This window comes from Klebsiella sp. X13, from assembly GCF_003323835.1.
Classification (GTDB): domain Bacteria; phylum Pseudomonadota; class Gammaproteobacteria; order Enterobacterales; family Enterobacteriaceae; genus Klebsiella; species Klebsiella ornithinolytica.
Genome location: NZ_CP030874.1, coordinates 2,700,538 through 2,726,847, shown reverse-complemented (window position 1 = coordinate 2,726,847; position 26,310 = coordinate 2,700,538). Strand labels below are relative to the sequence as shown.

The window sequence follows — 26,310 nt, the reverse complement described above, 5'->3', positions numbered from 1 at the left end:
ACGAGGTGAATATGATGTCTCTTCCGATCGCTTTTTTCGGCGGTATGTTGACGTTGCTGAGTCCGTGTACTTTACCGGTGATCCCACTCATCTTTGCTAACCTTCGCGGTAAACGCAGCCATCTGCTGCTCCTGCTTGGCGGGATGGTGCTGATGTTTACCGGGATGTCGCTACTGGTGACGCTGGCCAGCAGCGGCATCGTCAGTCTGACCCTGGCCGGGCGCTGGCTGGCGCTGATTTTTCTGGCGCTGGTGGGGCTGAGCCTGCTCTCGCAACGCGTCGCCCAACGGCTTGCTTCACCGCTGGTGGCGCTGGGCAACCGTATCAACGATCGCGGCTATCGCCATGCCGGCGGATTCTCGGCGCTGCTGGCGGGGCTGGCCATCGGGCTGCTGTGGGCGCCCTGCGCCGGGCCGGTACTGGGGGCAATCCTTAGCTTTGCGTTTCTTAACGGCCAGTCGGTGACCACAGGCCTGCTGCTGGCCGCCTACGGCAGCGGTTGCGCCCTGATGCTGGCGCTGCTGTGGTGGTTGGGCTCAAAGCTGGTGGCGCGTCTGCATCGCGGGCTGGCCTTTAGCCAGCGGCTGCGTCAGCTGGCGGGAGGGGCGATCCTCGCCTCGGTGACATTGATTGCCAGCGGAGCGGACCGCTACCTGCAAGGCGCAAATGGTCTGACGCAGTCGCTGGAGCAACGTCTGAGCGCCAGCTTACCGCAGCGGGCGCAGACAACGGTACTACAACCGGTTGTCGCGCCACAACCAACCAGCGATATACCCGCGCTGCTCGGCGGTAGCGCATGGATCAACAGCCAGCCGCTGCGCCCGGCCGACCTGCAGGGGAAGGTGGTTCTGATCGATTTCTGGACCCGGGGTTGTATTAACTGCCAGCACACCTTGCCGTATGTACGCGCGTGGGCGAACAAATATCGCGCCGCCGGGCTGCTGGTCGTGGGGGTGCATACGCCGGAATACCCGTGGGAACGCTCGTTGCCGGCGCTGCGTGACGCGGTGGCAAAATGGCAGCTGCCGTATCCGATCGTCGCGGACAACGGTTACGCTATCTGGAACGCCTTTGGCAACCAGTATTGGCCGGCACATTATCTGTTTGATGCCAGGGGGAAGCTGCGCTACACCGCTTTTGGCGAAGGGGACTACGCGCAGCAGGAGAAAATGATCCAGCAGCTGTTACAAGAGGCGAAAGCCTGAGTGGGGTAATAGTCCCGCTGGCGTTGCGCTGAAGCGGCCAGTGGCAGACGTTGACAGGTTATCAGTGGCCCGCTCAGCACTCAAATCGTGACGGTGTTACTTATTCCTGCTCCGCAGACAGAAATAAAAAAGCCGATAAGCTAAGTTATCGGCTTTTACCAACAAGTCTCATGGCGAGGATTGTTGAGTGGGGCGGCAGTCAACCACCGTCCCGCTCAAGGATATTACTTCGCCAGCAATTCCTGCGCGGTGCGTTCCACCAGATTCAGCAGCACCTTCACGTCTTCAAGCGTCACGATCGGGTTCAGCAGCGTCAGCTTCAGGCAGGTCATGCCGTTGTGCTCGGTCACGCCGACGTTTGCACGACCGGAGTCGAGCAGCGCATCCCCAACGCGTTGGTTGAGCAGGGCGATAGCGGCATCATCGCTGCCGGCCATTTGCGCTGGACGAGAGCGGAACAGCACGCTCGCCAGCTGCGGCTGCATGACCAGTTCCAGCGTCGGCTGAGATTTAATGTATTCCGCCACCTTTTTCGCCATGGTCACGCCGTGATCGATGATCGCCGCGTACTGTTTCTGGCCCAGCGCTTCCAGCCCCATCCACAGCTTCAGCGCATCGAAGCGACGGGTGGTCTGCAGCGATTTGGAGACCAGATTCGGCACGCCGTGTTCTTCATCGAACTCGGAGTTCAGATAGGCCGCCTGGTAGCGCATCAGCTCGTAGTGGCGTGCGTCTTTTAACAGAAACGCGCCGCAGCTGATGGTCTGGAAGAACTGCTTGTGGAAGTCCAGGGTAATGGAGTCCACGCACTCAATGCCGTCCAGATAGTCGCGGTACTGCTCGGAGAGCAGCAGTGCACCGCCCCATGCCGCATCCACGTGCAGCCAGATCTGATGTTCTGCCGCCACGCCGGCGATAGCACGCAGCGGGTCGATAGCGCCCGCGTCGGTTGTGCCAGCGGTGGCGACGATCGCCATGATCTGCTCGCCGTTAGCCTGCGCTTCGGCGATTTTCGCTTTCAGGTCAGCGACGTCCATCCGCGCGAATTCGTCGGTTTTCACCAGCGTCACGGCGCGGTAGCCGAGGCCCATCAGCGCCATGTTCTTCTGCACCGAGAAGTGGGCATTTTCAGAGCACAGCACTTTATACTGACGCACGTCACCCGGCAGACCGTCCTGCTGGATAGAGTGCCCCTGACGAGCGAAGAAGGCATCGCGCGCCAGCATCAGCCCCATCAGGTTGCTTTGGGTGCCGCCGCTGGTGAAGACGCCGGCGTCGCCGGCCGGGTAATCGACCTGAGCACGCAGCCATTCGATCAGCTTCATCTCAATGATGGTCGCCGACGGGCTTTGGTCCCAGGAGTCCATGCTCTGGTTGGTCGCGTTAATCAGTACTTCCGCCGCCTGGCTAACGACCAGGCTCGGACAGTGCAGATGCGCCACGCACTGCGGGTGATGCACCGACAGGCTGTCTTTCAGGAAGTACTCGATCGCACGTTCAATCGCCGCCTGGTTACCCAGACCCTGCTCGGTGAACTCAAGGGTAATGCGCTCACGCAGTTCGGCGACGCTTTTACCTTGATACATCTCAGGCTGCTGCAACCATTGCGCGACGGCTTGGCTGGTCTGGGCGATCGCCTGCTGATAAGCCTCAATACTTTGCGGCGAACCAGCAAGAATCGGATTCAATTTGGACATTGCGGTCACTCGCTCCACTCAGACCGGTTTGACACCGGCGGCCAGCATGGCCTGTTCAAATTTGTCGAGGAAAATTTCCAGCTCGGCGTTGCTGATCAGCAGCGACGGCAGCAGACGCAGTACGCAGCCGCCACGGCCACCGCGCTCGAGGATCAGGCCCGCTTCGAAACATTTCTTCTGCAACAGGGCGGACAGCGCGCCGTCAGCCGGGTAGCAGCCCATATGATCCTGCTCGCCATTCGGGTTCACGATCTCAATACCGATCATCAGACCCAGACCGCGAATGTGACCCATGACCGGGAAACGCTTCTGCATATCGGCCAGTTTGCCTTTCAGCCATTCGCCCTGCGCGGCCACTTTGCCGGCAATGTCGTTGTCTTTCAGGTGACGCAGGGTGGTCAGCCCGGTGGCCATCGCCAGCTGGTTGCCACGGAAGGTGCCGGTATGGTGGCCCGGTTCCCAGGCGTCAAACTGCTTCTTGATACCCAGAACGGCCAGCGGCAGACCGCCGCCGACGGCTTTCGACATCACGATGATGTCCGGCTCAATGCCGGCGTGTTCGAAGGCAAACAGCTTACCGGTACGGGCAAAGCCAGCCTGAACTTCGTCGATGATCAGCAGAATGCCGTGTTCCTGAGTCACTTTGCGGATGCGCTGCAGCCACTCAACCGGAGCCGGGTTCACGCCGCCTTCGCCCTGAACGGCTTCGAGAATGACCGCCGCCGGTTTACGCACGCCGCTTTCCACGTCGTTGATCAGGTTTTCGAAGTAGTAGGTCAGCGCTTTCACGCCCGCTTCGCCACCGATACCCAGCGGGCAGCGGTACTGATGCGGATACGGCATAAACTGCACTTCTGGCATCATGCCGTTGACGGCTTCTTTCGGTGACAGGTTGCCGGTTACCGACAGCGCGCCGTGGGTCATACCGTGGTAGCCGCCGGAGAAGCTAATCACCGAAGAACGACCGGTGTATTTTTTCGCCAGCTTCAGGGCCGCTTCTACGGCGTCAGCGCCGGACGGGCCGGTGAACTGCAGGCAGTATTCTTTACCTTCTCCCGGCAGTAATGAGAGCAGGTATTCGGAGAAGCGATCTTTTAACGGGGTAGTCAGATCGAGCGTATGTAACGGCAAGCCGCTGGTAATGACACTTTGGATGCTTTGCAGCACATCAGGGTGGTTGTGACCAAGAGCGAGGGTACCAGCACCGGCAAGGCAATCCAGGTACTGTTTGTTATCCGCATCGGTTAACCACACGCCTTCCGCTTTTGCGATAGCCAGCGGCAGCTTGCGCGGGTAACTCCTGACGTTCGATTCGAATTCAGCCTGACGGGCCAAAAAGGTTTCGTTGTTAGCGTCCAATAAATCTGCACTTAAAGTATCAATACGGACTTTATCCGTCATCATATCACTCCCACAACCAGCGTTACGGTTGAACACTGGTTGAATAATTGGTTTTAGAAAATGAATCGCCATTCATAAAGCGCGCACAATATATGGCTTTTTAAATCGTCATTCAATGTTTTATTTATTGAGGTATTTTTACGTTATTTTTACACAACGAAAATCAATGGTAATGCTTTGATTTATATGATTTATTTAAAGTGTTATAAAACCATTAAAAGTGTAATTCTTAGTGAGGGAAAGCGCCGGGTTTTATTACCGCTTCGCTAAAGTAGCTGACGGAAATTCTTCCGTCAGCCGTATGGTTACTCAATCCAGTTCGACCGCATAATGAGTTAAAGGTGTGATTTTTTTAACCAACTTGTTGTTATATAAAAACTGTTTCATAAGCTTCGTAGCGGGCCTTATCCAGCGCCGCGGGATGGGCGGCAAACAGGGGGGCCGTCTGCTGCCAGGCCTGCTGGTTCAGCTCGGTATTCAGCTCCGGATGAGCGGCGGCAAAAGCCTGCCAGGTTTCCTGCGGATGCGCGCGCAGATAGGCCACTCCCTCCTGCAGCGCGACGAGGAACTTTTTGATTTTGGCCGCATGAATTTCATCGCGGTTGGCGACAATCACCAGCTCGTCGTAGGCCGGAACGCCGAAATCTTCGACATTCATCACCTGCGGATCTTTACCCTGCAGCTTGAGCTCCAGCGCTTCAATATTACGATAGCCGCCAATCACCGCATCAACCTGGCCGGCCAGCAGGGCGCTGGTCAACTGGAAATTGACGTTAATCAGCTTGATGCTTTGCGGATCGATATGGCCATGTTGCGCCATAGTCGCCAGCGTAGCCTGCTCGATACCGCTAACCGAATAGCCGACTTTTTTCCCTTTCAGATCCGCGGGGGTTTTGATGCGCTTATCCAGAGCGATGATCGTGTTCAACGGCGAGTTAATCAACGTACCGACCCGCACCAGCGGCAGCCCCTCATCGGCGAAAAAGTGCACCTGCGGCTGATAGGTGATAGCCAGATCCGCCTGGCCGGCGGCCACCAGACGCGGCGGCAGGGCCGGGTCAGACGGCGGGACAATCTTCACGTCCAGGCCCTGCGCTTTAAAGGCGCCAATCTGTTTCCGCCACCATAATCGGCGCATGGTCCGGGTTAATATACCAGTCCAGCACCAGGGTCAGCTTCTCGTTGGCCATCGCCTGTCCGCTGATAAGCGCGGTTAATGTGATGGCGGTGAAAACGGTTTATGCATGATTATTCCTTATTCCGGTGTCCAGTTGATCAGCCGGTGTAATAGAGCATCCACTGCCAGCCATAGCAGAATGGTCAGCAGCACTAAAATAAACAGCGCCGCAAAGCAGACATCGGTTTGCATGCGCGCATTAGCATTGAGCATCACATAGCCCAGTCCTTCGGCAGAACCGACCCATTCGCCGATGATCGCGCCGATTGGCGCTACGGGCCGCGGCCATGCGCAGGCCGGAACCAGCGCCGGCAGGGCGGCCATCAGGCGAACATGTCGCAGCTGCGCCCCTGACGAGGCGCCCATCGTACGCGCCAGATCGAGGTAGTCGTGATTGACCCGCCTCAGGCCGTCAAAAAATGCCGACGTCACGGGAAGAAAATCACCAGAACCGCCATCATCACTTTGGCGCTCATCCCGAAGCCAAACCACAGCACCAGCAGCGGGGCGAGGGCGAAAACCGGAATCGCCTGACTGGTCAGCACCAGCGGCATCAGCCAGCGCTGTAGGCGCGGCGAGATCATCATACACAGGGCCAACACCACGCCGAGCAGTACCCCGAGAGTCAGGCCGCTGAGGATCTCGCTCAAAGTAACCAGCGGTGTGCCAGCTCAGCCAGCTGCGGTTGTTCCACAGGGCGGCGGCCACCGCCGATGGCGACGGCAGCAGGAACGCCGGAATGCCGCTGTTACTGAGCAGCCACCAAAACACCAGCAGGCCGCAGAACACCACGCCGCCGCGGAAAAGTTTCCCTCTCATCCGTTGGCCCTCATCAACTGTTTGCAGTAGCGCGGCTTGTCCCTCAGCAGCGCCGGATCGTCCGGCGCCCGCGGCGGTTTCCCCGTCAGATGATGGGAGTCATCAATGCCGCCGGGCGGCGGCGAGAGCACCAGCAGGCGATGGCTGAGCGGCAGGCTTCCATCGGATCGTGGTAATCAACACCACCGTACGCTGAGTCAGCAGTTCCGCTGCCAGCGTCTGGATACGCGTGCGGGTAAGGGTGTCCAGCGCCGAAAAAGGCTCATCCATTAACACGATCGGCCGATCTTCATACAGCGTGCGCGCCAGCGCCGCCGCTGACGCATGCCGCCGGAGAGCGACGCCGGACGATCGTCGGCGCAGTGGCTGAGTCCCACCTGCTCTAATAACCTCGCAACCCGCTGCCGATCGACGCGCTCTCCGCGCAGGCGGGCGCCAAGCGCTACATTGTCGCGCACGCTTAGCCACGGATAGAGCAGGTCCTTTTGCCCCATCCAGGCCAGACGAGTGGCCAGCGGGCGACCGTCGCTGGCCTGAACCTGACCGTGAGTGGGGGCAGCCAGTCCGGCGATAATTCGCAGCAGGCTGGGTTTTGCCGGCACGCTGGCGCCCAGCAGCGAAATCCACTGTCCAGCGGAATATCAAACGACAACTTGTCAAAAATGACCCGTGAGCCGAAGCGCAGACTTAATTCCCGCACCGCGATAGTCGGAGCCGTCACTGAGCGACCGCCGCAGCATTCAGTCCCATCTGCCAGAAGTTGGCTTCCAGACGGGTGGCGGTGGTGAAGATGGCACCCAGCTCTGCGATGCGCGATTCGGCGCCGCGCTGCTGCCAGACACGCTCCAGGCAGGCCGATAGCCGCCGTGACACCGTCGAGATAGCCCGCATCGCCGTAGTTACGGATCCAGGAGGCATAGGGGTTGTCGGTGAGCCGGGTGGCCGGATTGTGGAGCAGTCCGAGGCCGATTTCCGCATAGCCAGCCACGCAGGGCATCAGCGCCACCAGCAGATCGAGCGCATCGCCGGAATGACCGATATCCAGCACGTAGCGGGTGTAGTTTACCGTCTCCGGCGCTTCGCTTTCGGCGGCCATTGTCGCTTCGTCCAGCCCCCAGCCCGCGCAATAGCCGACGTGCAGCGGCAGTTCGCCAAGAATCGCGTTCATTGAGGCGGCCGCGGCGCGCATCTCCGGGAGCGTGCGCAGTTTGCTGACCAGCAGGGCATAGCTACGGGCAAAGTGGATCAGGAACAGGTAGTCCTGAGTCAGATAGCGTCGGAAGGCGCGTTCGGGCAAGGTACCGTCGGCAAGCTGGCGGAAGAAAGGATGGGCAACGTACTGTTCCCAGTCGCCTCCCGCCTGCTGGCGCAGACGACCATAAATACCCTGGGTAAAGATCGGCAGAATCACAGGACCTCCTGATTACGGGGGAGATCCGGGTGTGCGGAAGTATGAACAGGGCAATGGCGGTAAACTGGCAAAATTGCCGACCCGTCCCTTCGCTGGCATGACCCAGATCAGGTTCAAAGGGTTCGGCTTACCGCCATCTCAGCCCTCACGGGACACCCCTCGTTGCGCCATGTTATACGGCATTCACTTTTTTGATTACAATCCCGGCCGCGGGCGAATTGCCATCTGAATATGTGACACCGTCACTTTACCATGATGGCTAAAAACTCAGCGCCGACATATTTTCGCCGTAGACCAATGGGCTTTCTATGCGTTTTTAACTGGCTAATTTGTCCAGAATTAAAAAAAACCGCCGGCCGAAAATTGGTAGTTCATGGCACCATAGGATATATTTTCATTACCATGAAAACCCATTATTCTTCAGCCACATGGGCATTCAGAACCCATCACGGCGCCGGAGAGTGCATGAAGTTTTCGCTACCGACCTTATTGCTGACGCTCATCGTGCCGCTTTCCCTTCCCGCCGTTGGCGCCGATCTGTTCGATCCCGAAGATGGCATGCTGGATATGAGCCGCTATCTCCAGGATAACCAGTACGGGTTTCTTCCGGTGCCTATGGTGATAACCGAGCCGGCGGTGGGCTACGGCGGGGGGGCTGTTTTGGTCTCTTTTTGCACGGTAAAGGGACGCGGGATGGCGATCATTTTATTCAGCCGCCGGATCACCGCTTTTGGCGGCGGTGGAACGCAGAACGGGACCTGGTTTATCGGCGGCGGCCACCGGCATACCTGGAATAATGACCGTATCCGCTATCTGCTGCTGCTGGGCTACGCCAATATTAAACTGGATATCTATTCCGACGGATTGACCAGTTTTAACAAAAATACCGCTATCCATTCGCAGACCCGCGGCTATGGAGGTCTGCAAAAACTGCTGTTTCGCGTAGGCGACACGCCGGTATTTGTCGGGGCCTCTCAGGTGTATGCGAAAACCGACGTTTCCGCCGATAACCCGGTCGTTAATCGGGTATGGCAGCAGGTGCTGGGTCAGGAGAGTGCATCATCGGCGCTGGGCGTGGTGGCGGAATATGACACTACGGATAATTTTTTCTATCCTGAGAAGGGGTTATCGGTACAAAGCGAATATCGATTTTTCCGTTCATTGTTAGGTGGCGACTATCATTACGATCAGTTCTCTGTCGATGGGAAATACTATATCCCGCTCAGTCGCACGCTGACGCTCGCCGTGGCTGGCAACTATCAGTCGTTGACCCACCATGATAAGCGCCTGACGCCAATGGCACGCCCTTATATCGAATTACGCGGGATTTCTCGTTACCGCTATCAGGGGGATTATGTCAGTACGGCGCAGACCCAGCTTGCCTGGGAATTTCAGCCGCGCTGGATCCTGCAAGGGTTCGTCGGTATATCGCTGCGAGGCCCATTCATTGTGGGAGCAAACCGAAGTGGCGTGGGGGACAGGGTTTCGCTACCTGATAGCGCGCCAGTATGGATTACATACGGGGATTGATATTGCCTTCAGCGAACATGAACAGGCGCTTTATTTTAATGTAGGTTCCGGACTTTAAGGTCAGATGAGAAAAAAATGAGATGGACTAAAACCGTACTTACGTTGTTTGTTAACGTCGGGCACCGCCTGGGGGGCCAGCACGACCGACAGTTCCGGCAGCAGTAACGACAGCTATTTTCCGATTTGGGGTGATGAGGCAAGGGCGCGTGGATACTCCATTCCGCTGCCTTTCGGGGTCAATTTAAGCTATATGAACATTCGCCAGGATATCCTGGTCGACAGTATCTCTTTTTCCGGACTGAAGCTCGGGAACCACCCGATACCGAGCGATATGTTCGCTATCGATGCCGGACACACGCGACAAAAGAGCAAGACCGAGAACCTGCGTCTGGATATGTGGGTGTTTCCTTTCTTAAATATCTACGGCATCGCCGGGCATACCAGCGGATCGTCGTTATCAAAAGTCTCCGTTGACGCCGATCCCTCAAAATATACCGGGATCGACCGGATTATTGCCGGATCCGTGCATCGGCTCCATGAAAACGGACAGCTGCAGGATATTTTTTGCGCTCGATTTTAAAGGCACCACCTGGGGAACCGGGTTTACCCTCGCCGGCGGCTATGGCAACTGGTTCGGCCTGATCGATACCAACTATACCCGGACCGACTTCGATATTCTTGACGGTAAAATCTCGGCCACCACCGTGTCGCCGCGCATTGGCTATCGCTTTAATTTGCAAGGTATCGCCGGCCCGTCAAACTTAAGTATCTGGGTGGGCAGTATGTACCAGAACGTACAGCAGGAGTTCAAAGGCAATCTCTCCGATCTGCATATGCCGCCGGAACTCCAGCCGCTTATTGCTGCGGTTAATAAAGACGATCAGGGCAAGTTTGACGTGAAGCAGCGGCTCTCTTCTCCGTGGAACATGCTGGTGGGCGCGCAATATGAAATTACGCAGAACTTTAACGTCTTAACCGAGTTTGGTTTTTAACGAACGTAATAGCTTCTTTGTTGCCGGAGAATACCGTTTTTAACCTCGCAAAATGCCGCCTGCGAGCGTCCGTTTTATGTCCTGGAGACGTAATGCTTGTTATTTTTGCTGGCGGCCGCGTTCTCGTGTGCGCGAAGGATCCGGTATTACCGGTCGTTCCCACTCCCCGGGTCAAACCGGTGGTCAGCCAGCGCCCGGAATCGCTGCGTCCGTGCTGTGCTTTGGCTATGATCTGCATGTCAGAGCGATTGGGGTGCCGATCCCGGTCTATCAAATTGGTAATGTCCTGACGCTCGATACGTTGGGTAAGCATCGTTACAACGACAGCGCGCTGGGGCGGGTAAAAAATCTTGTCGGGCTGAGTGAAGAGGAAAACGGGCTGATCTATACCCGTCGCGGCGGGTTTATCGATATCGCCCACGTGCGCGATACGGCGGATAACACTTTTTATCTCTTCTCCCGCATTTACCCGAATCTTGGACAGGCGGGGCGCATTTTCTACAGCGAGGAGCTGGGCGTCAGACGGATCCAGCTCAATGCTTTTATGCCGCCGGCTTCCCTGTCCCGACGCTATGAGATTGCCGCCTGGCTCGCAGGCCGTCTGGCCTATGAACTTGCGCAATGGCATGAAATTGCGCAGTGGAATGGTTTCCAGTCAGTTCCCGGTTTTTCGGAGGAAATCTCCGCCTTTTCCCCGGAAGATCTCTATTCGAATCTGCTGGCGCGCGGCTGGCCATCAGCGTCATTTTGCACGGCCATGCCGGTTCGGTTGACGACTATAACCGGGCGATGGACGTCGCGCTGAAAAAGGTGTGGTGAAGCTGATGGTGGCTCCGCGTAGTGAAACGGAAAGTATGTTTCGCAAGCTGGATGCGACTGGTGGAACAGCCAGCGTCGGGTTCCGGATAAATTTCTGGTGCTCAAACGCAATTACGATATGACGACGATCGGCTTCCGACGCCGGTCCCGTTCGAGAGGACGACGCCCTGGCGGTTAACTCTGCCGCAGACGGTGGACGGCTTTTCGCTCGCAGAACTTGGTCAGTTGCAAATTCATCCGGGGCAGGACATGCAGATGCTGCCGGTGCCGGAGACCTTCTATACCCCGGGCAGTTCCAGGGACTGGCCGATCGCGCCGAACGGGCGGATCAAACCCAGCTTGAGCGTATCGAGAAATAACTCAGGAACGGCGAGCGCCGGGGAGAATGCCCGGCTTCTGTCAGCGGCAGCGCCGTTTTGCTTTCCCGGTACACTTTCCATAATCAAAAAGGAACTATACTTCCGGCGTCTCCATCTCGTGTCTGAACTTTCGACGTCATTTCATTAGCTTATTAGCCTACGCCGTTGGGCCATATTGGCGATGAGCGCGTCGTTCAGAAGCGTGGTGCCTGTTCGCTGGAGGGCTGCATGTTATTAAAAGAGTTAATGATTTTTGATTTATTAAGCACCCCTGTTTGGGTGGTTCATCCTTTTAAAGAAGCAGTCGTCTATTGTAATCAGGCTTCCAGAACCCTCAGCGGAGCGATGTCGCTGGATGAAATGCGCAAAGGTACGCTCTCCAGCTGCCCGGAACGCAGCCTGCAGAATTATCTGTACTACTTCAAAATATTGCTGAAGTATTCGAAGTGTGGACGATTCAAACCCCGGAAGGTCTGAGTCCGGTTTATTGTAAAACCACCCTGATTAAATCCGCAGAATATGACACATTAATTCTTTTTGAAGCGGCAAAGATCCTGCAGCAAAATGACTCGTTTAAGGCGCTCCCCGCGCACCCTTACAAACGGCGCAGCAATAGTTTCTTTTCGCGATTCTTTTTATGACCAGTTCTGCCCCGATGCTGTTGATTGACCCTGAACAGGACGGGCGAATTATTGATGCTAATATCGCCGCGCTGCGGTTTTATAACTATACGGCCGATGAGATGCGCACTCGCCATACCTGGCAAATCAATACTCTGGGAAGGGACGTGCTTCCCGTGATGCGCAGCGTGGCAAGCTTACCCGGCGGCCAAGCCGCTTAATTTTACCCATATTCTGTCCGATGGTTCTCTCCGCTACGTTCAGACCTATGCCGGACCGGTGGTGCTGAACCATATACGGTTGATGCTGTGTATTGTTCATGACATTACTGAAGAAGTGCATCTGAAGGAAGAACTTGAATTTGCCGCCACTCACGATCCTTTAACCGGATTACTTAACCGACGCGAGTTTTATCGTATTGTTGATTCTTCATTATTTCATTCAGGCGGTTTTTGCCTGCTGCTGGTGGATGTCGATAATTTTAAAGCGATTAATGATAGCTACGGACACCAAAAAGGCGATGAGGTGCTGCTGGCGATTTCCCGAATTCTTGAATCCGCTGCCAAAATTCAGGACAAGACTCTATCGCTGGGGAGGGGAAGAATTTTATTATTTCTCCCCGGCGCGTCAATCGCACCGGCGCTGGCGATGGCAGAACGCCACGCGGTCAGCTGTTATCATCTCCCCGAGCATGCCGGTACGGTGACGGTCAGTATCGGCGTCGCGGAACATCAAGAGGGTGAAGAGATCGATCAGCTGTTTAATCGCGTCGATAAAGCGCTGTATGCCGCGAAGAAAGAAGGGCGAAAACCAGGTAAAACTTCATCTGGTCGAAAAATATTAAACACCTGGAGTATGAACGTATGCAAATCCCCGGAACCTTCTCCCCCGGATAATCCGTGCGCTAAGAGATCATCGATCTGTATGAGCGCCATGCCCGACGCTGGGCGAACTGCGTTCAACCACTTGTTTGAACAACCCTGGCTGGATACGTTTCTTGCGCGGGTGAGACCGACGGTCATATTCTCGATATTGGCTGCGGTAACGGCACGCCTGTCGCCGCCTACTTTATCCGCCGGGGATATCGGGTGACCGGCATCGACGCCTCCCGACGATGATTGCCCGCTGCCGCCGGACTTTGCGCAACAACAGTGGATGGTGGCAGATATGCGCACCCTGGCGCTGGGGCAGCAGTTTGACGCGCTGCTGGCGTGGGACAGCTTCTTCCATCTGACCCGTGACGCCCAGCGCGCGATGTTTGCCCGCTTTGCGGCCCATGCCCGTCCGCACGCGCCGCTGATGTTCACCAGCGGGACCCACGATGGGGAAGCTATCGGGCGGTTTGAGGGGGACGAACTCTATCATGCCAGCCTGGCGCCGGAAGCGTATCGCCTGCTGCTGGAAACCCACGGTTTTGAATTACTGAAGCATGTTGTCAACGACCCGTGCTGCGGCGGGCGCACGGTCTGGCTGGCGGTAAAAAACGCCTGAATCTGTGCCTTGCAACGATCGGCTGAGCGCGCGGACGACCAGGGGCCGGCAGAAAATACGTCAATCCGCGCGTTGGCTCGCCAGGAGGGATGCAAAACTATCGCTATACTGAATTATCATACCGATCCGCTGTTTTTCGTCAGGTCAGTATTTCATTGTCAGCCCAGGCTTTCGGGTAACCCTTTGATCTCCGGGTGAGGTTTCAAATAAGAAATGATGGTTTCTTTGCCACGTGCCTGCACTCTGTCTGCTGCCCTGTTGCTGGTCAGTCCGGCCTGTCTGGCTCTTGACGGTAGCCATTTAAAACAGCGCGCCGATGCCGTGCTGATGCTGATGAGCTACACCGTCGTCCCCGACGTCACCGCCAGCGACCTCAATATCGGCTCCGGCACCAATGAGAAAAATCAGCTGTCGATTACCCAGTTCGGCGGCGGGGCGACCTTGAGTAAACGTTATCCGATCTATTTAGAGGGAACGCTGGGCTACAGCCGCTACGATCCGCAGTTTGTCCTGAGCAACGGCGATGACAGCCGCACTATTCCGGCGAAGTGGAACAGCCTGACCGGGACCGGCGGCATCGGCTGGGACTTTAATCTGTATACCGATAAGTGGGGCGGTACGCTGGTCCTGCGGCCCATTTTTAACTTTATGCTGGGGACCATGGCCAGCGACGTGCGGATCGGCAGCCGGCTGATTGAGCATAAGCGGGATGCGGACTTTAAATTTCTTGACGGTGGACGGCTTAATGCATACGGGCTCGGTGGTTCGCTGATGCTGGATTACGAACTGTTCTCCAAAGAGCAGGATATCGATGTTGAACTGCGCTATTCCGGCATGAGCCTGCAAACCTTTGGCAGCACGCCGGAAGCCGTCAGCGGACAGTCCAGCGCCGAAAACCTGGGGCTGTATCTGCGTCGCCGGGCGCCCATTTCCGACTGGACGCTGTTGAAAAGCCCGGTGCGCTACGTGCTGGAAGGCGCGCATACCGAGTATCTGGGCGATCAGCGCGGGCAGCTTGGGTTTAACGGTCTTAGTTCGCTGGGAGTTGGGCTGGAGCTCGACAGCAGCCAGTATCCCGTGTTCATCAGCCGCACGCGTCTCGTCGCCCGCTATATGTTCGGGGATAATACCCGGGGCTACGGCGTCGGTTTAGCAATGAGTTTTTAGTCGCGTTTGTTCTGACTGCGCATCGAACTGTGCAACTTGCCGCTTTTTTTAATTTTTTTAGCAATATTCCCGCCGCTCATTCGTCTACCTCAGCACAAGGTTACTTTTCACTACGTTAATGAGGTCACACTGATGAGAGATTTTGGAATGCACGGCTATGCGCGCGATCGCCGGTTCGGTCATCATCGAATGGCTAAACCGCTGATTATCGGCGTGGTGCTGATCGCGATTCTTGGGCTGCTGGTGATGTCGCTGTGGAATGCGCTGCTGCCGGCCATTCTTGGCGTCAAGAGTATCGGTTTCTGGCAGGCGTTAGGTATTCTGGCACTGTCGCGCATTCTGTTTGGCGGTCTGGGCTTTCGCCCCGGCATGTTCGGGATGCGTCGCCGGATGCACGAACGCTGGATGAAGATGAGTCCGGAACAGCGCGAAGAGTTTATTCAGCGCTTCCACCATCGCGCTTCTCGCGACCCGCGCGGGCATTGCGGCTGGCACGAACGCCGGGAGGAGAAAACCCCGCCGCAGAACGACGCGGTCAAAACGACGCCAGACGAGTGAGTCAGATGAAAACAGGGCCAGGCGGGGAGTCTCTGTTGCTATCGGCAATCAACGCCTGCCGCTCACGGCTGAGCGCGTTTATCCGCGGTCGGACGCCGGTGCGCGATGATGCGGATGATATCCTGCAGGAAGTCACCTGTCAGCTGATGACCGTGGAACAGCCGGTGGAGAACGTGGCGGCCTGGCTGTTTCGTGCGGCACGTAACGAGATGACCGACCGGGCGCGTAAAAAGCGTGAGCTGCCCTTGGCGGGCTATGTGAGCCCGGACGACAGTCTGCCGGAGGATGAGCTCTCAGAGACGCTGTTTGGCGTACCGCAAACGCCGGAAGAGGAGTATCTGAAAGCGCTGCTCTGGGAGGCGCTGAATCAGGCGCTGTCCGAACTGCCGACCGCCCAGCGCGAAGTCTTTGAGAAGACCGAACTGCAAGGCTACAGCTACAAGGAGCTGGCTGAAGAGTGCGGGGCCAGCGAGCAGGCGCTGCTCTCGCGCAAACATAAAGCCGTTCTCTATCTTCGTTCGCGTCTGCGGACCTTCTACGATGAGCTGGTCGACGGCTAAGCCCGCCGTCCGGTTCCGAACTTTCCTCTCATGCAGCTCGTCTGACTAAGCCCAAAGCACCCCAAAATATCCCCACAAGGGGATATTTTTATGTTTATCCCTTAGTAGGGATAAATGGCGGAGAGCGGCGAGCAATCCGGTTGACATTATCCCTGACAGGGTATAAACAGTGTTTTATCCGCAGAAGAGGATAAGGAGACCCGATGAGCCCTTCACCAACGATATACAGCCCGGTTCAGCTGGCAAACTATCTCAAGCTGGTGCGCCAGAAAAACCAGTGGACGCAGAGCGAGCTGGCTCAGCGTATGGGGATTAAACAGGCCACCGTCTCTAACTTTGAAAATCATCCCGAGAAAACGACGTTAACCACGGTGTTTAAAATTTTACAGTCACTGGAACTGTCGATGGCGATTTGCGAAAAAAATGCGCCGGATACCGACGATAACCGTGATAACCCGCGGGATCTGGAGTGGTAATGGCGACTCTCGTGACATGGATGAACAATGAGCGGGTCGGCGAGCTAATCAAGCAGGCGAACGGCGCACATCTCTTTCGCTATGAAGAGGCGTGGATGCGCAATCCTCGCGCCAGACCGCTCTCACTGTCGCTTCCGCTGCAGTACGGTAACATCACCGACGAGGCGGTATTTAACTACTTTGACAATCTGCTGCCGGACAGTCCGCGGGTACGGGACCGCATTGTTAAGCGCTATCAGGCGCGTTCAAAGCAGCCGTTTGATCTGCTGGCCGAGATCGGACGGGACAGCGTCGGGGCGGTAACGTTACTCCCGCCAGGAGAAAATGCGCCCCGCGGGGCGTTGAGCTGGGAGCTGCTGGATAACCACGATCTGGATGCGTTACTGACGGCCTACCAGTCGGATATACCGCTCGGAATGGTCAACGAACACGATGATTTCAGGATCTCGGTGGCCGGGGCCCAGGAGAAAACCGCGCTGCTGAAAATCGGCGATCAGTGGTGTATCCCGACGGGTACCACGCCGACTACCCACATCATTAAACTGCCCATCGGCGAGATCAAACAGCCGGATGCGGTGCTGGATCTCAGCGAAAGCGTCGATAACGAATATTTGTGTCTGGCGCTGGCCCGGGCGCTGGGTTTTGCCGTTCCGCCCGCCAGCATTATCCAGACAGCCAGTATCAGGGCGCTGGCGGTGGAGCGTTTCGACCGTCGCTGGGCGCAGGAGAAAACGGTGCTGCTGCGTTTGCCGCAGGAAGATCTGTGTCAGGCCTTCGGCATTCCGTCATCGATTAAGTATGAGTCCGACGGCGGGCCGGGCATTCGGGCAATTATGGCTTTTCTGGTTGGCTCCAGCGAGGCACTCGAGGATCGCTATAACTTTATGAAGTTTATGGTGTTCCAGTGGCTGATTGGCGCAACCGATGGCCACGCCAAAAACTTCTCGATTTTCCTCCAGCCGGGCGGCAGCTACCGCTTAACCCCGTTCTACGACATTATCTCCGCGTTTCCGCTGCTTGGCGGAAAGGGACTGCACCTGAGCGATCTCAAGCTGTCGATGAGTCTGAAGGCCAGTAAAGGGCGTAAAACGGAGATCCAGACGCTCTATCCGCGTCACTTTCTCGCCACGGCTAAAGAGGTAGGGTTTGCCCAACAGCAGATGCTGGAGATTCTGCGCTATTTTGTCGATAACGTTCCCCGCGCGGTTGAGGCGGTAAAGGGGACTTTACCGCCTGACTTTTCACAACCGGTATATGAGGCGATCACCGATCGCTTGCTGTGGGTCCATTCACGCTTGCAGAACGCAATGGCGGCGTCTCCGTCGGGCTGAGCGAGGGCCCGACGCGACTTCCCCAGCGGCTTTTCAGGTAGCTCACCGCCTGCCGGGTCTGCGGCTGGTTGAGATAGTTCTCGCGAAACAGGATCGTCCCCTGGATTTGCGGCATCGATTCGTTCAAATCCAGCTGTTTCTTCAGCTCCGGAACGCCGCCGTTGACCATCCAGTCGGGCTCATTTTTCGACGGCTCGCCAATTTTATACAGCGCCACGCCGATATACAGCCGGGTACCGGTCGGTTTCACCACGTCGGCCCACCATTTAGCAAGTACATCATAGCGGGCCGCATCACGGGCAAAGGGCCAGTACAGCTGAGGGGCGATGTAGTCGAGGAGCCCCTGCTGAACCCAGCTGCGGGTATCGGCGTAAGACTCATCATAGGCGGCCGCGCCGCGGGTGTCGGATCCTGCCGGATCGTGTGACCGGTTACGCCAGACGCCCGCAGGACTGACGCCGAACTCAACATCGGGATTAAGCTGCTTGATGGTGCGTGACACTTGGGCAATCAGCTGCTGGGTATTGTGTCGCCGCCAGTCCGCCTTTGAGGCATATCCTTGCCCATATTTCCGGTAGGTCTGGGTGTCGTTCAGCGCGGAACCCGGCGATTCGGTGTAGAAGTAATCGTCAAACTGCACGCCGTCAACCGGGTAGTGTTCCACCACTTCGGCAACGATGCTGGTTATCCAGTCGCGGACTTCCGGAATCCCCGGGTCGAGGACAAAGCGGTCGCCGGCGGTACGGATCCAGTCGCGATGCAGCACGAAGACGCTGGAGGGGATCTGCGACAGGGTTCCGTTGAGTTCGCTGACGGTTTTTGGCCGGGTGTTCACAGAGACGCGATAGGGGTTAAACCAGGCATGGACCCGCATACCGCGTTTGTGGGCTTCATCGAGCATAAACTGGAGCGGATCATAGCCCGGATCCTGGCCGATGTGGCCGGTCAGCATATCGGACCACGGCAAAATTTTTGACGGCCACAGCGCGGTGCCATCCGGCTTGACCTGGAAGAAGACGGTATTGATGCCGAGGCTTTGCAGTTTATCCAGTTTATCGGTCAACGCTTTCTGCTGCTGACGGATCCGAACCGCAGGGTCGCCAGTCGTCACCGAGTCGACAGGCGGCCAGTCAAGGCGAGATACCGTTGTCAGCCAGACGCCGCGTACCGGTTCATGGGTTTTGGGTAAATGGGGCTGTTTCAGCGCCGGAGGAAGCGGAGTCACCAGAGAGGCGGGCGGTTTACCGGAACAGCTCACCAACAACAGCGCGGCGGCCACGGCCGCGGCGGACAGGGTGACTTTAGCGAAAACAGGGACGCTACGAGAGCAGAAAATCATATTCGTCATCGTTATAGGCCGTTGCGTGAAGATGCATTCTCCTACGATTCGGATTCAAGTCAATCAGTGTGTGTATTCTCCCCGCGTCTGACCTGTTGTTATGTGGGCTGGGCGGGCGCGGCGGCGAACGACGCCGCAACAGCGTCGGGTCGTTATCGCCGCCTTTTGCCGTCAGATGAGGTCAGCCGGCACGATGGAAATCATAAGAGTGGGCTATGCGTCCATAGCGCGGAATCCCTGTTAACGCGCCGCTTCTCGCGCGTCTTGTTATATTGTTCACAATACCGCAACAAAATTATTCACTCTCATGATCATTTTCGCACTTTTGCACCAGGGCAGTGCGCAACGAGTGAAAAGAGCAACTATGTTTAGCTCGCTGGTCGATATGGACGCCGCAGTTCCCGACTCGCCACGTGATGGCAACAGACCTCCTGACTCGTACTGAAATGCACGTCAGCCGGAGGCGGTAACGTTGTTATCACGCGTTATTGCCATCCATCACTAAGCGATCTGACGCGCCATTTCTCCCTGGCGGGATTTTTGCTTCTTCCACCCCGGCCGTGACGGCACATTGTCAGCCTTCGGCAAACCAAACAGTAATTGATATTTTCCGCGCCGTAACAGGGCGCAAGGCTATAAATCGCTGAGGAATATCGAATGTCTCTGAAACTTAAAAAGTTGACTCTTCATTTTGCGATTGCGGGTTGTATGAGCGTGGCATTTTACGCACAGGCGGATGTGAAGATTGGTGTTGCCGGACCGTTTACCGGGCCGAATGCGACTTATGGCGCCCAGTACTGGAAAGGGGCCTCGCAGGCGGCGGCGGATATTAATGCGGCGGGAGGAATCAAAGGCGAAAAAATTGTGCTGGTTCAGGGGGACGATGCCTGCGAACCCAAACAGGCGGTCGCGGTGGCGAACCGTCTGGTCGATGAGTCCGGTGTCTCTGCCGTGGTGGGGCATTTCTGTTCGTCATCCACCATGCCGGCCTCCGAAGTCTATGATGAGGCTGGTATTCTGACGATCACCCCGGGCTCGACGAACCCGCAAATCACCGAACGCGGTATGAAAGATATGTTCCGCATGTGCGGTCGTGACGACCAGCAGGGGGCTATTGCGGCGAACTATATGCTGGATGTGCTGAAGGCGAAAAAAATCGCCGTGATCCACGATAAAGATACCTATGGCCAGGGGCTGGCGGATGCCACCCGCGCCGCGCTGGCGAAACGCGGGACGAAAGAGGTGCTGTACGAGGGGCTGTCCCGGGGCGAGAAGGACTTCAACGCGCTGGTGACCAAAATTGGTGCGCTGAAGCCTGATGTGGTCTATTTCGGCGGCTGCCATCCGGAAGCCGGCCCGCTGGTTCGTCAGATGAGAGAACAGGGGGTACAGGCGAAATTCTTCTCCGGCGATTGTATTGTGACGGAAGAGCTGGTGACCGCTGCCGGCGGCCCGCAGTTCACTGACGGCGTGCTGATGACCTTCGGTCAGGATCCGCGCACCATTGCGGAAGGAAAAGCCGTGATTGAAAAATTCCGCGCCAGCGGTTTCGAACCGGAAGGCTATACCCTGTATGCCTACGCGTCGATCCAGGCGATCGCCGCAGCCTATAATGCCGTTGGAGCCGATAACACCAAAGCCAGCGAATGGCTGAAAAACCACAGCGTCGATACCGTGATGGGCAAAAAAGCCTGGGATGGCAAGGGCGATCTGAAGGTATCCGATTACGTGGTTTATAAGTGGGATGATAAAGGCAAATATCACCAGCTTTAACCGCCAGAACTTTCCGCCCCTTCGCAAGGGGCTATTCGCGAAAAGGCAGCGGCGGTGCGCCAGGCTGTTCGCTGCCCGTTTACCGGCAGGATGGTGTCTATGGAAGCGTTCTTTCTACAACAATTGATCAATGGGCTGACGCTGGGCGCCGTATATGGATTAATCGCCATCGGCTATACCATGGTGTACGGCATCATCGGCATGATTAACTTCGCGCACGGCGAGGTGTACATGATTTCGGCCTATCTGTGCGCTATCGGGCTGGCGCTGCTCTCCGGTTTTGGGATTCACTCTTTTCCTTTGCTGATCTTCGGCACGCTGGTCTTCACCATTGTGGTGACCGGCGTCTACGGCTGGACTATCGAACGTATCGCCTACCGGCCGTTGCGCAACTCCACCCGCCTGGCGCCGCTGATTTCGGCTATCGGTATGTCGCTTATCCTGCAGAACTACGTACAAATCAGCCAGGGCCCCAATCAACAGGGGATCCCGACGCTGCTCTCCGGCGTCCTGCGTTTTGAGGTTGGCGACGGCATCGTGCAAATCACCTGGACCAAAATATTTATCCTTGTCGCCGCGCTGGTGGGCATGATCGTCCTGACCTGGATCATTCAGCATACCCGGCTCGGGCGCATCTGCCGGGCGACGCAGCAGGATCGGCGAATGGCCGCAATCCTTGGAATTAATACCGATCGGGTGATCTCGCTGGTTTTCGTCATTGGCGCAGCGATGGCCGGTCTGGCTGGCGTGCTGGTGACCATGAACTACGGCACCTTTGATTTCTATATCGGTTTTATCATCGGCATCAAAGCTTTTACTGCCGCCGTGCTGGGGGGGATCGGCTCGCTACCCGGCGCGATGCTCGGCGGTTTACTGCTGGGGGTGGCCGAAGCGCAGTTCGCCGGGCTGGTGAACTCGGATTACAAAGATGTTTTTTCCTTCGCGCTGCTGGTGGCGATCCTTATTTTCCGCCCGCAAGGGCTGTTGGGTCGCCCGATGGTTGCTAAGGTTTAAGGGGTCAAACATGGCTGAAGTGTCCCGTAAGCCAGGGCTGGATATCAGGCGCTGCCTGATCGACAGCATCCTGGCCGGATTGTGCGCGCTGATTGTATTTGGCCCGATCGTGGGCATTGTGCTTAAAGGTTACAGTTACAATCTGTCAACCCAGCGGGTGTTGATACTGGTTGGCATCGTGATGATTGGGCGACTGCTGCTCAGTCTGCTGCTGCAAAGTCGCAGCGGTCGCCAGTTTCTCGCCCGTTTTGAAGGAACGAATGATGGCGTATACGTGAGACCCGCCGGTTATCGTTCGCGGCTGCGCTGGGTGATTCCGCTGCTGGCGCTCCTCGCAATCCTGTTCCCGATCGTCGCCACGAAATATCTGCTGACGGTCGCCATTCTCGGGCTGATTTATGTCCTGCTGGGACTGGGGCTGAATATTGTGGTCGGTCTGGCGGGCCTGCTCGATCTGGGCTATGTGGCCTTTTATGCTATTGGTGCCTACGGGCTGGCGTTGGGTTATCAGTATCTGGGGCTGGGATTCTGGGCAATGCTGCCGGCAGGTGCCATTATGGCGGCGTTGGCCGGTGCGCTGCTGGGATTTCCGGTGCTGCGAATGCATGGTGATTATCTGGCGATTGTCACCCTCGGGTTTGGCGAAATTATCCGCCTGGTGCTGAATAACTGGGTCAGTTTTACCGGCGGACCGAATGGGGTTTCCGTCCCGGCGCCGACGCTGTTCGGCCTCGAGTTTGGCCGGCGGGCCAAAGACGGCGGGGTGCCCATCCACGAGTTTCTGCACATCAGCTATAACCCCAACCTCAAATTTATCTTTATCTACGCCGTGCTTTGTCTGGTGGTCCTGCTGGTGCTGTTTATTAAGCACCGGCTGACGCGAATGCCTATCGGGCGCGCGTGGGAGGCGCTGCGTGAAGATGAGATAGCCTGCAGGGCTATGGGGCTCAACCATGTGCTGGTGAAGCTCTCGGCGTTTATGCTGGGAGCCTCCACGGCAGGAATTGCCGGGGTCTTTTTTGCCACCTATCAAGGGTTTGTTAACCCGACCTCGTTTACCTTTTTTGAGTCGGCGTTGATTCTGGCCATCGTGGTGTTGGGCGGAATGGGCTCGACGCTGGGCGTGGTGCTGGCCGCGTTTGTCCTGACGGTGGCCCCGGAACTGCTCAGGGGGTTCGACGAATATCGAGTGCTGCTGTTTGGCGTATTAATGGTGCTGATGATGATCTGGCGGCCACGTGGGCTGGTGCGTACCAGTCGTACGGGGGTAGCGGTACGGAAGGGAGTGGCGCCATGAATGACACTATTTTGCAGGTTGAGCATCTGATGATGCATTTTGGCGGCATTAAAGCGCTCAATGATGTCAATCTTGAGGTCAAAAGAGGGTCAATTACCGCGCTGATTGGCCCTAATGGCGCGGGGAAAACCACGGTATTTAACTGTCTGACCGGGTTTTATCGTGCAACCGGCGGGGCGATCAGGCTAGATGCCCGTTCGCGGATCACCGACGTGATTCAGGTTCTGGGGCAGAAGCTTCATCCGACGGATTTTCTTCATCCAGCCGCGCTGGGATCGCGGCTGTATTACAAAATGTTCGGTGGGACGCATCTGGTTAACCGGGCGGGGCTGGCACGAACCTTTCAGAATATCCGGCTGTTTCGTGAGATGTCGGTAATTGAAAATCTGCTGGTGGCCCAGCACATGCAGGTAAACCGTAATTTACTCGCCGGGATCTTAAATACCCGCGGGTATCGAAATGCCGAAAACCGGGCGCTGGATCGGGCCTTTTACTGGCTGGAGGTGGTCGGGATGGCGGATTGCGCTAACCTGCTGGCGGGAACGCTCTCCTACGGGCAGCAGCGGCGGCTGGAGATTGCTCGCGCGATGTGTACCGGGCCAGAGATGATCTGTCTGGATGAGCCGGCGGCGGGGCTGAATCCCGTGGAGACTCAGGCGCTGAGCAAGATTATCCGCTTCCTGCGCCAGTATCACGGCGTGACGGTACTCTTGATTGAACACGATATGGGAATGGTGATGGAGATTTCCGATCAGGTGATCGTGCTCGATCATGGCGACGTGATCGCCCGCGGCGAACCGAAGGAGATTCAGTCGAATACCAGCGTGATCGCGGCCTATCTCGGAACGGATGAAGAGGAGCTTGCCGAATGAGCCAACCGTTGCTTGAATTTCGTCAGGTTGATGTGTTCTATGGTCAAATCCAGGCGTTGAAACAGGTCTCCTTAACGGTTAATGAAGGGGAGACGGTGGCGCTAATCGGCGCCAACGGCGCCGGGAAGTCCACGCTGTTAATGTCCATTTTTGGCCAGCCACGCATCGCTGCAGGAGAAATTCGCTATCGCGGCGAGGATATCAGCCGACGATCTACCCATTTTATTGCCAGTAACGGTATTGCCCAGGCGCCGGAAGGGCGGCGAATTTTTGCCGATATGACGGTGGAGGAAAACCTGCTGATGGGGACAATTCCCGTCGGCAGCCGCTATCAGAATGAGGACAAAGCGCGAATGTATCAGCTTTTTCCGCGTCTTGAAGAGCGACGGGCGCAACGCGCCATGACGTTATCGGGGGGCGAACAGCAGATGCTGGCCATTGCCCGGGCATTGATGAGCCGGCCAAAACTGTTACTGCTGGATGAGCCCAGCCTTGGACTGGCGCCGCTGGTGGTCAAACAGATCTTCCAGATCCTGCGGGAGCTGACGCAGCAGGGCATGACGCTGTTTCTGGTGGAACAAAATGCGCATCATGCGCTGAAGTTGTCCGATCGCGCCTACGTCATGGTGAATGGTCAGATTCAATTAACCGGAACGGGCAGGGAATTGTTGAATAACCCGGAGGTGAGAAATGCCTATCTCGGCGTCACCTGATAAGTGACAGTGTCACCATTTAAACATAAAAAAGCAGCGATATCCTGTCCGCCGGCGATTTCCCGCCGGCGTTTGTTTTTCTCGCCAGGGCAAGCCACTGATTTCTGCAGGATAAAGACGATAAACGTGCTGGCCTTTGTTCCGCGGATACGGGCATACTGAATGAACTTTACCCGGTTAGCACGCTACCGACGTCACCTGAACGGACGGATCGCTGCCCGGGACGCTATGCAGGTGCGAAATTAACGCAGGAGAAATGGAATGAACTTACCGGTTGTTGCCGTTATTGGGCTCGGTGCCATGGGGCATGCTTTTGCCAGCAATTTGTTAAAAAAAGGCTTTACCGTTCATGGCTGGAACCGTTCCCCTGAGCGGGGTGAAGATTTGATGGCCAGCGGATTAATCCGTCACGCGACCCCGCAACAGGCCGCGGCGTCGGCGGAGGTGATTCTGTCGGTACTGACCGATGGTGAGGCGACTCTGAATGCGATCCGCGAAATGGCTCCGGTTTGCCAGCCAGATGCCGTTTTCTGCCAGATGGGGACGATTGGCGTGGAAGAAACACAGGAGGCCGTTGGCCTGCTGGCGTCGCTTCGTCCATCGATGGTCTATCTTGATGCTCCGGTGTCGGGAACCAAAAAACCGGCGGAAAATGCGCAAATTCTGGTGCTTGCCAGCGGGGATCGTCAGCGAGGCGCAAAGGCCGAGAGCGTCTTTGCCGCGATTGCGCGCGGCACACAATGGTTTGGTGATGCCGGCAACAGCCAGAAAATGAAGCTGGTACTGAACGCCTGGCTGATCACCATGATGGAAGGCGTGGCAGAAAGTACGCTACTGGCGGCGAAATTAGGTTTTACGCCAGAAGCGTTCTGGGGCGCGCTTGACGGTGGCCCGCTGGCGGCACCGTATGTGAAAGCCAAGCTGGAGATGATCGCGGCGAATGATTTTACTCCGCAGATGCAGCTCAGCCATGCGCTGAAAGATGCCCGGCTGGCGCTCGAAGCGGCGGAAGATACGCAGCTGCCGATTCTGGCCACCATCGCCGACTGTTGGGATGACGCCGCCGATGAGGGATATGCCGATCGAGACCTGGCATCGGTGTATGCCTGGCTGGCGGGACGGCCGACAACCGAGTAATAATGCCAAAAGAGCAGGGAGCCTACGTGAATTCTTGTGCATAATCGTACTGCGAAACATACAGAATTCACGTAGCGCACGCATTTTCCATTAAATCCTTATAAATCATAAGGTAATACGCGGAATATTCCAGTTTTTGGGGATCGCTACGCCGACATCAGCGATATTCGCTGTAGTTGTGCCTGGGCGTGGAATATTACGTTTGTGTTCTGAGCACCATTGCTGCGCTGTACCTGCAGGGTTTTGTGTTATTAAGCCAGACGAGGCTGACTGTTTGACAATGCTTAATACCTTACTTTTTAAAGCGATCGTGATTTTAATTCTCGTTATGTCGTGTTGTGACTTTTTAAGAAAAAGAGTGAATACAAAATTCGCAGAACCTGAAGACAAAATTGCCGCAGCCAACGCCAGAGAGCGCCATTAATGGCGCTATGCCAGGTGGGGATAGAATTTAATACAGCTCGTGTGCTGCCTGTATTTCATTTTTTCCGCTATTCGTTTCATTTTGAGTTAGCGACAAGCTGCCGGACCAGTGGTTTGACTGGGTCACTG

17 protein-coding genes, 9 pseudogenes and 1 riboswitch are annotated in these 26,310 nt (G+C 56.5%); of the genes and pseudogenes, 19 read left to right on the top strand and 7 right to left on the bottom strand.

Going from position 1 to position 26,310, the window contains the following annotated elements; all coding sequences use genetic code 11:
* The first annotated feature begins 14 nt into the window (after positions 1 to 14).
* A complete protein-coding gene (locus tag DSD31_RS13035; protein WP_113991090.1) occupies positions 15 to 1,205 on the top strand; it encodes a cytochrome c biogenesis protein/redoxin in 1,191 nt (396 codons plus the stop codon).
* Between the two features lie 224 nt (positions 1,206 to 1,429).
* Here the strand turns inward: DSD31_RS13035 and DSD31_RS13030 are convergent, their stop codons facing one another.
* The 6 genes and pseudogenes from DSD31_RS13030 to DSD31_RS13005 form a co-directional block, all read right to left on the bottom strand.
* Entirely contained in the window at positions 1,430 to 2,911 is a 1,482-nt protein-coding gene (locus DSD31_RS13030; RefSeq protein ID WP_162786320.1) for a pyridoxal phosphate-dependent decarboxylase family protein, read from the bottom strand.
* 9 nt (positions 2,912 to 2,920) lie between these two features.
* Complete coding sequence (locus tag DSD31_RS13025; protein WP_015584344.1) at positions 2,921 to 4,306, bottom strand: diaminobutyrate--2-oxoglutarate transaminase; 1,386 nt, start codon at positions 4,304 to 4,306, stop codon at positions 2,921 to 2,923.
* Positions 4,307 to 4,612: 306 nt separating this feature from the next.
* Positions 4,613 to 5,493: pseudogene (locus tag DSD31_RS13020) on the bottom strand (ABC transporter substrate-binding protein).
* 65 nt (positions 5,494 to 5,558) lie between these two features.
* A pseudogene (locus tag DSD31_RS13015) lies at positions 5,559 to 6,064 on the bottom strand (ABC transporter permease).
* A gap of 231 nt (positions 6,065 to 6,295) precedes the next feature.
* Positions 6,296 to 7,020 (bottom strand): annotated as a pseudogene (locus tag DSD31_RS13010) (ABC transporter ATP-binding protein).
* Positions 7,017 to 7,710, bottom strand: a pseudogene (locus tag DSD31_RS13005) (TenA family protein). The pseudogenes DSD31_RS13010 and DSD31_RS13005 overlap by 4 nt, the downstream one beginning before the upstream one ends.
* 65 nt (positions 7,711 to 7,775) lie before the next feature.
* A riboswitch (TPP riboswitch) is annotated at positions 7,776 to 7,880 on the bottom strand.
* Between the two features lie 295 nt (positions 7,881 to 8,175).
* On the opposite strand from DSD31_RS13005, the pseudogene DSD31_RS13000 reads away from it, so the two are divergent.
* From DSD31_RS13000 to DSD31_RS12955, 12 genes and pseudogenes are all read left to right on the top strand, one after another.
* Positions 8,176 to 9,298: pseudogene (locus DSD31_RS13000) on the top strand (BamA/TamA family outer membrane protein).
* 17 nt (positions 9,299 to 9,315) lie between these two features.
* Positions 9,316 to 10,275: pseudogene (locus tag DSD31_RS12995) on the top strand (hypothetical protein).
* A 9-nt stretch (positions 10,276 to 10,284) separates the two neighbouring features.
* Positions 10,285 to 11,229, top strand: a pseudogene (locus tag DSD31_RS12990) (DUF4056 domain-containing protein).
* Positions 11,230 to 11,638: 409 nt separating this feature from the next.
* The gene (locus DSD31_RS26635) at positions 11,639 to 11,887 is read left to right on the top strand and encodes a hypothetical protein (protein WP_369973983.1); all 249 of its coding nucleotides are present in this window, start codon (positions 11,639 to 11,641) and stop codon (positions 11,885 to 11,887) included.
* Between the two features lie 160 nt (positions 11,888 to 12,047).
* Positions 12,048 to 12,251: a PAS domain-containing protein gene (locus DSD31_RS26630; RefSeq protein ID WP_369973982.1), complete on the top strand. Its 204-nt coding sequence runs from the start codon at positions 12,048 to 12,050 to the stop codon at positions 12,249 to 12,251.
* Between the two features lie 82 nt (positions 12,252 to 12,333).
* Positions 12,334 to 12,780, top strand: a pseudogene (locus tag DSD31_RS26625) (GGDEF domain-containing protein); the annotation flags it as partial.
* A gap of 161 nt (positions 12,781 to 12,941) precedes the next feature.
* A pseudogene (locus tag DSD31_RS26620) lies at positions 12,942 to 13,521 on the top strand (class I SAM-dependent DNA methyltransferase).
* Between the two features lie 213 nt (positions 13,522 to 13,734).
* The gene (locus DSD31_RS12975; protein WP_004861921.1) at positions 13,735 to 14,688 is read left to right on the top strand and encodes a hypothetical protein; all 954 of its coding nucleotides are present in this window, start codon (positions 13,735 to 13,737) and stop codon (positions 14,686 to 14,688) included.
* 132 nt (positions 14,689 to 14,820) lie between these two features.
* Positions 14,821 to 15,246: a hypothetical protein gene (locus tag DSD31_RS12970; protein WP_032724724.1), complete on the top strand. Its 426-nt coding sequence runs from the start codon at positions 14,821 to 14,823 to the stop codon at positions 15,244 to 15,246.
* Between the two features lie 5 nt (positions 15,247 to 15,251).
* Complete coding sequence (locus DSD31_RS12965; protein WP_004861926.1) at positions 15,252 to 15,806, top strand: RNA polymerase sigma factor; 555 nt, start codon at positions 15,252 to 15,254, stop codon at positions 15,804 to 15,806.
* A gap of 203 nt (positions 15,807 to 16,009) precedes the next feature.
* On the top strand, positions 16,010 to 16,282 hold the full coding sequence (hipB, locus tag DSD31_RS12960; RefSeq protein ID WP_032717448.1) for a type II toxin-antitoxin system antitoxin HipB: 273 nt from the start codon (positions 16,010 to 16,012) through the stop codon (positions 16,280 to 16,282).
* On the top strand, positions 16,282 to 17,613 hold the full coding sequence (locus DSD31_RS12955) for a type II toxin-antitoxin system HipA family toxin (protein WP_113991088.1): 1,332 nt from the start codon (positions 16,282 to 16,284) through the stop codon (positions 17,611 to 17,613). The genes hipB and DSD31_RS12955 overlap by 1 nt, the downstream gene beginning before the upstream one ends.
* Here DSD31_RS12955 and DSD31_RS12950 read toward each other — a convergent pair.
* Positions 17,546 to 18,952 (bottom strand): glycoside hydrolase family 10-like protein, encoded by a 1,407-nt coding sequence (locus DSD31_RS12950; RefSeq protein WP_113991394.1) that lies wholly within the window; start codon positions 18,950 to 18,952, stop codon positions 17,546 to 17,548. The genes DSD31_RS12955 and DSD31_RS12950 overlap by 68 nt on opposite strands.
* Before the next feature lie 714 nt (positions 18,953 to 19,666).
* Here DSD31_RS12950 and DSD31_RS12945 point away from each other — a divergent pair.
* The 6 genes from DSD31_RS12945 (at position 19,667) to DSD31_RS12920 (ending at position 25,758) form a co-directional block, all read left to right on the top strand.
* Complete coding sequence (locus DSD31_RS12945) at positions 19,667 to 20,725, top strand: branched-chain amino acid ABC transporter substrate-binding protein (protein ID WP_162180097.1); 1,059 nt, start codon at positions 19,667 to 19,669, stop codon at positions 20,723 to 20,725.
* A 99-nt stretch (positions 20,726 to 20,824) separates the two neighbouring features.
* A complete protein-coding gene (locus DSD31_RS12940; protein WP_015584333.1) occupies positions 20,825 to 21,739 on the top strand; it encodes an ABC transporter permease subunit in 915 nt (304 codons plus the stop codon).
* A gap of 10 nt (positions 21,740 to 21,749) precedes the next feature.
* Positions 21,750 to 23,036 (top strand): high-affinity branched-chain amino acid ABC transporter permease LivM, encoded by a 1,287-nt coding sequence (gene livM, locus DSD31_RS12935; protein ID WP_015584332.1) that lies wholly within the window; start codon positions 21,750 to 21,752, stop codon positions 23,034 to 23,036.
* A complete protein-coding gene (locus tag DSD31_RS12930; RefSeq protein ID WP_032717450.1) occupies positions 23,033 to 23,908 on the top strand; it encodes an ABC transporter ATP-binding protein in 876 nt (291 codons plus the stop codon). Before livM ends, DSD31_RS12930 begins: the two co-directional genes overlap by 4 nt.
* Positions 23,905 to 24,621, top strand: coding sequence for an ABC transporter ATP-binding protein (locus DSD31_RS12925; RefSeq protein ID WP_004861956.1), 717 nt, complete (start codon positions 23,905 to 23,907; stop codon positions 24,619 to 24,621). The genes DSD31_RS12930 and DSD31_RS12925 overlap by 4 nt, the downstream gene beginning before the upstream one ends.
* Before the next feature lie 261 nt (positions 24,622 to 24,882).
* Positions 24,883 to 25,758: an NAD(P)-dependent oxidoreductase gene (locus DSD31_RS12920; RefSeq protein ID WP_015584329.1), complete on the top strand. Its 876-nt coding sequence runs from the start codon at positions 24,883 to 24,885 to the stop codon at positions 25,756 to 25,758.
* Positions 25,759 to 26,310 lie beyond the last annotated feature (552 nt).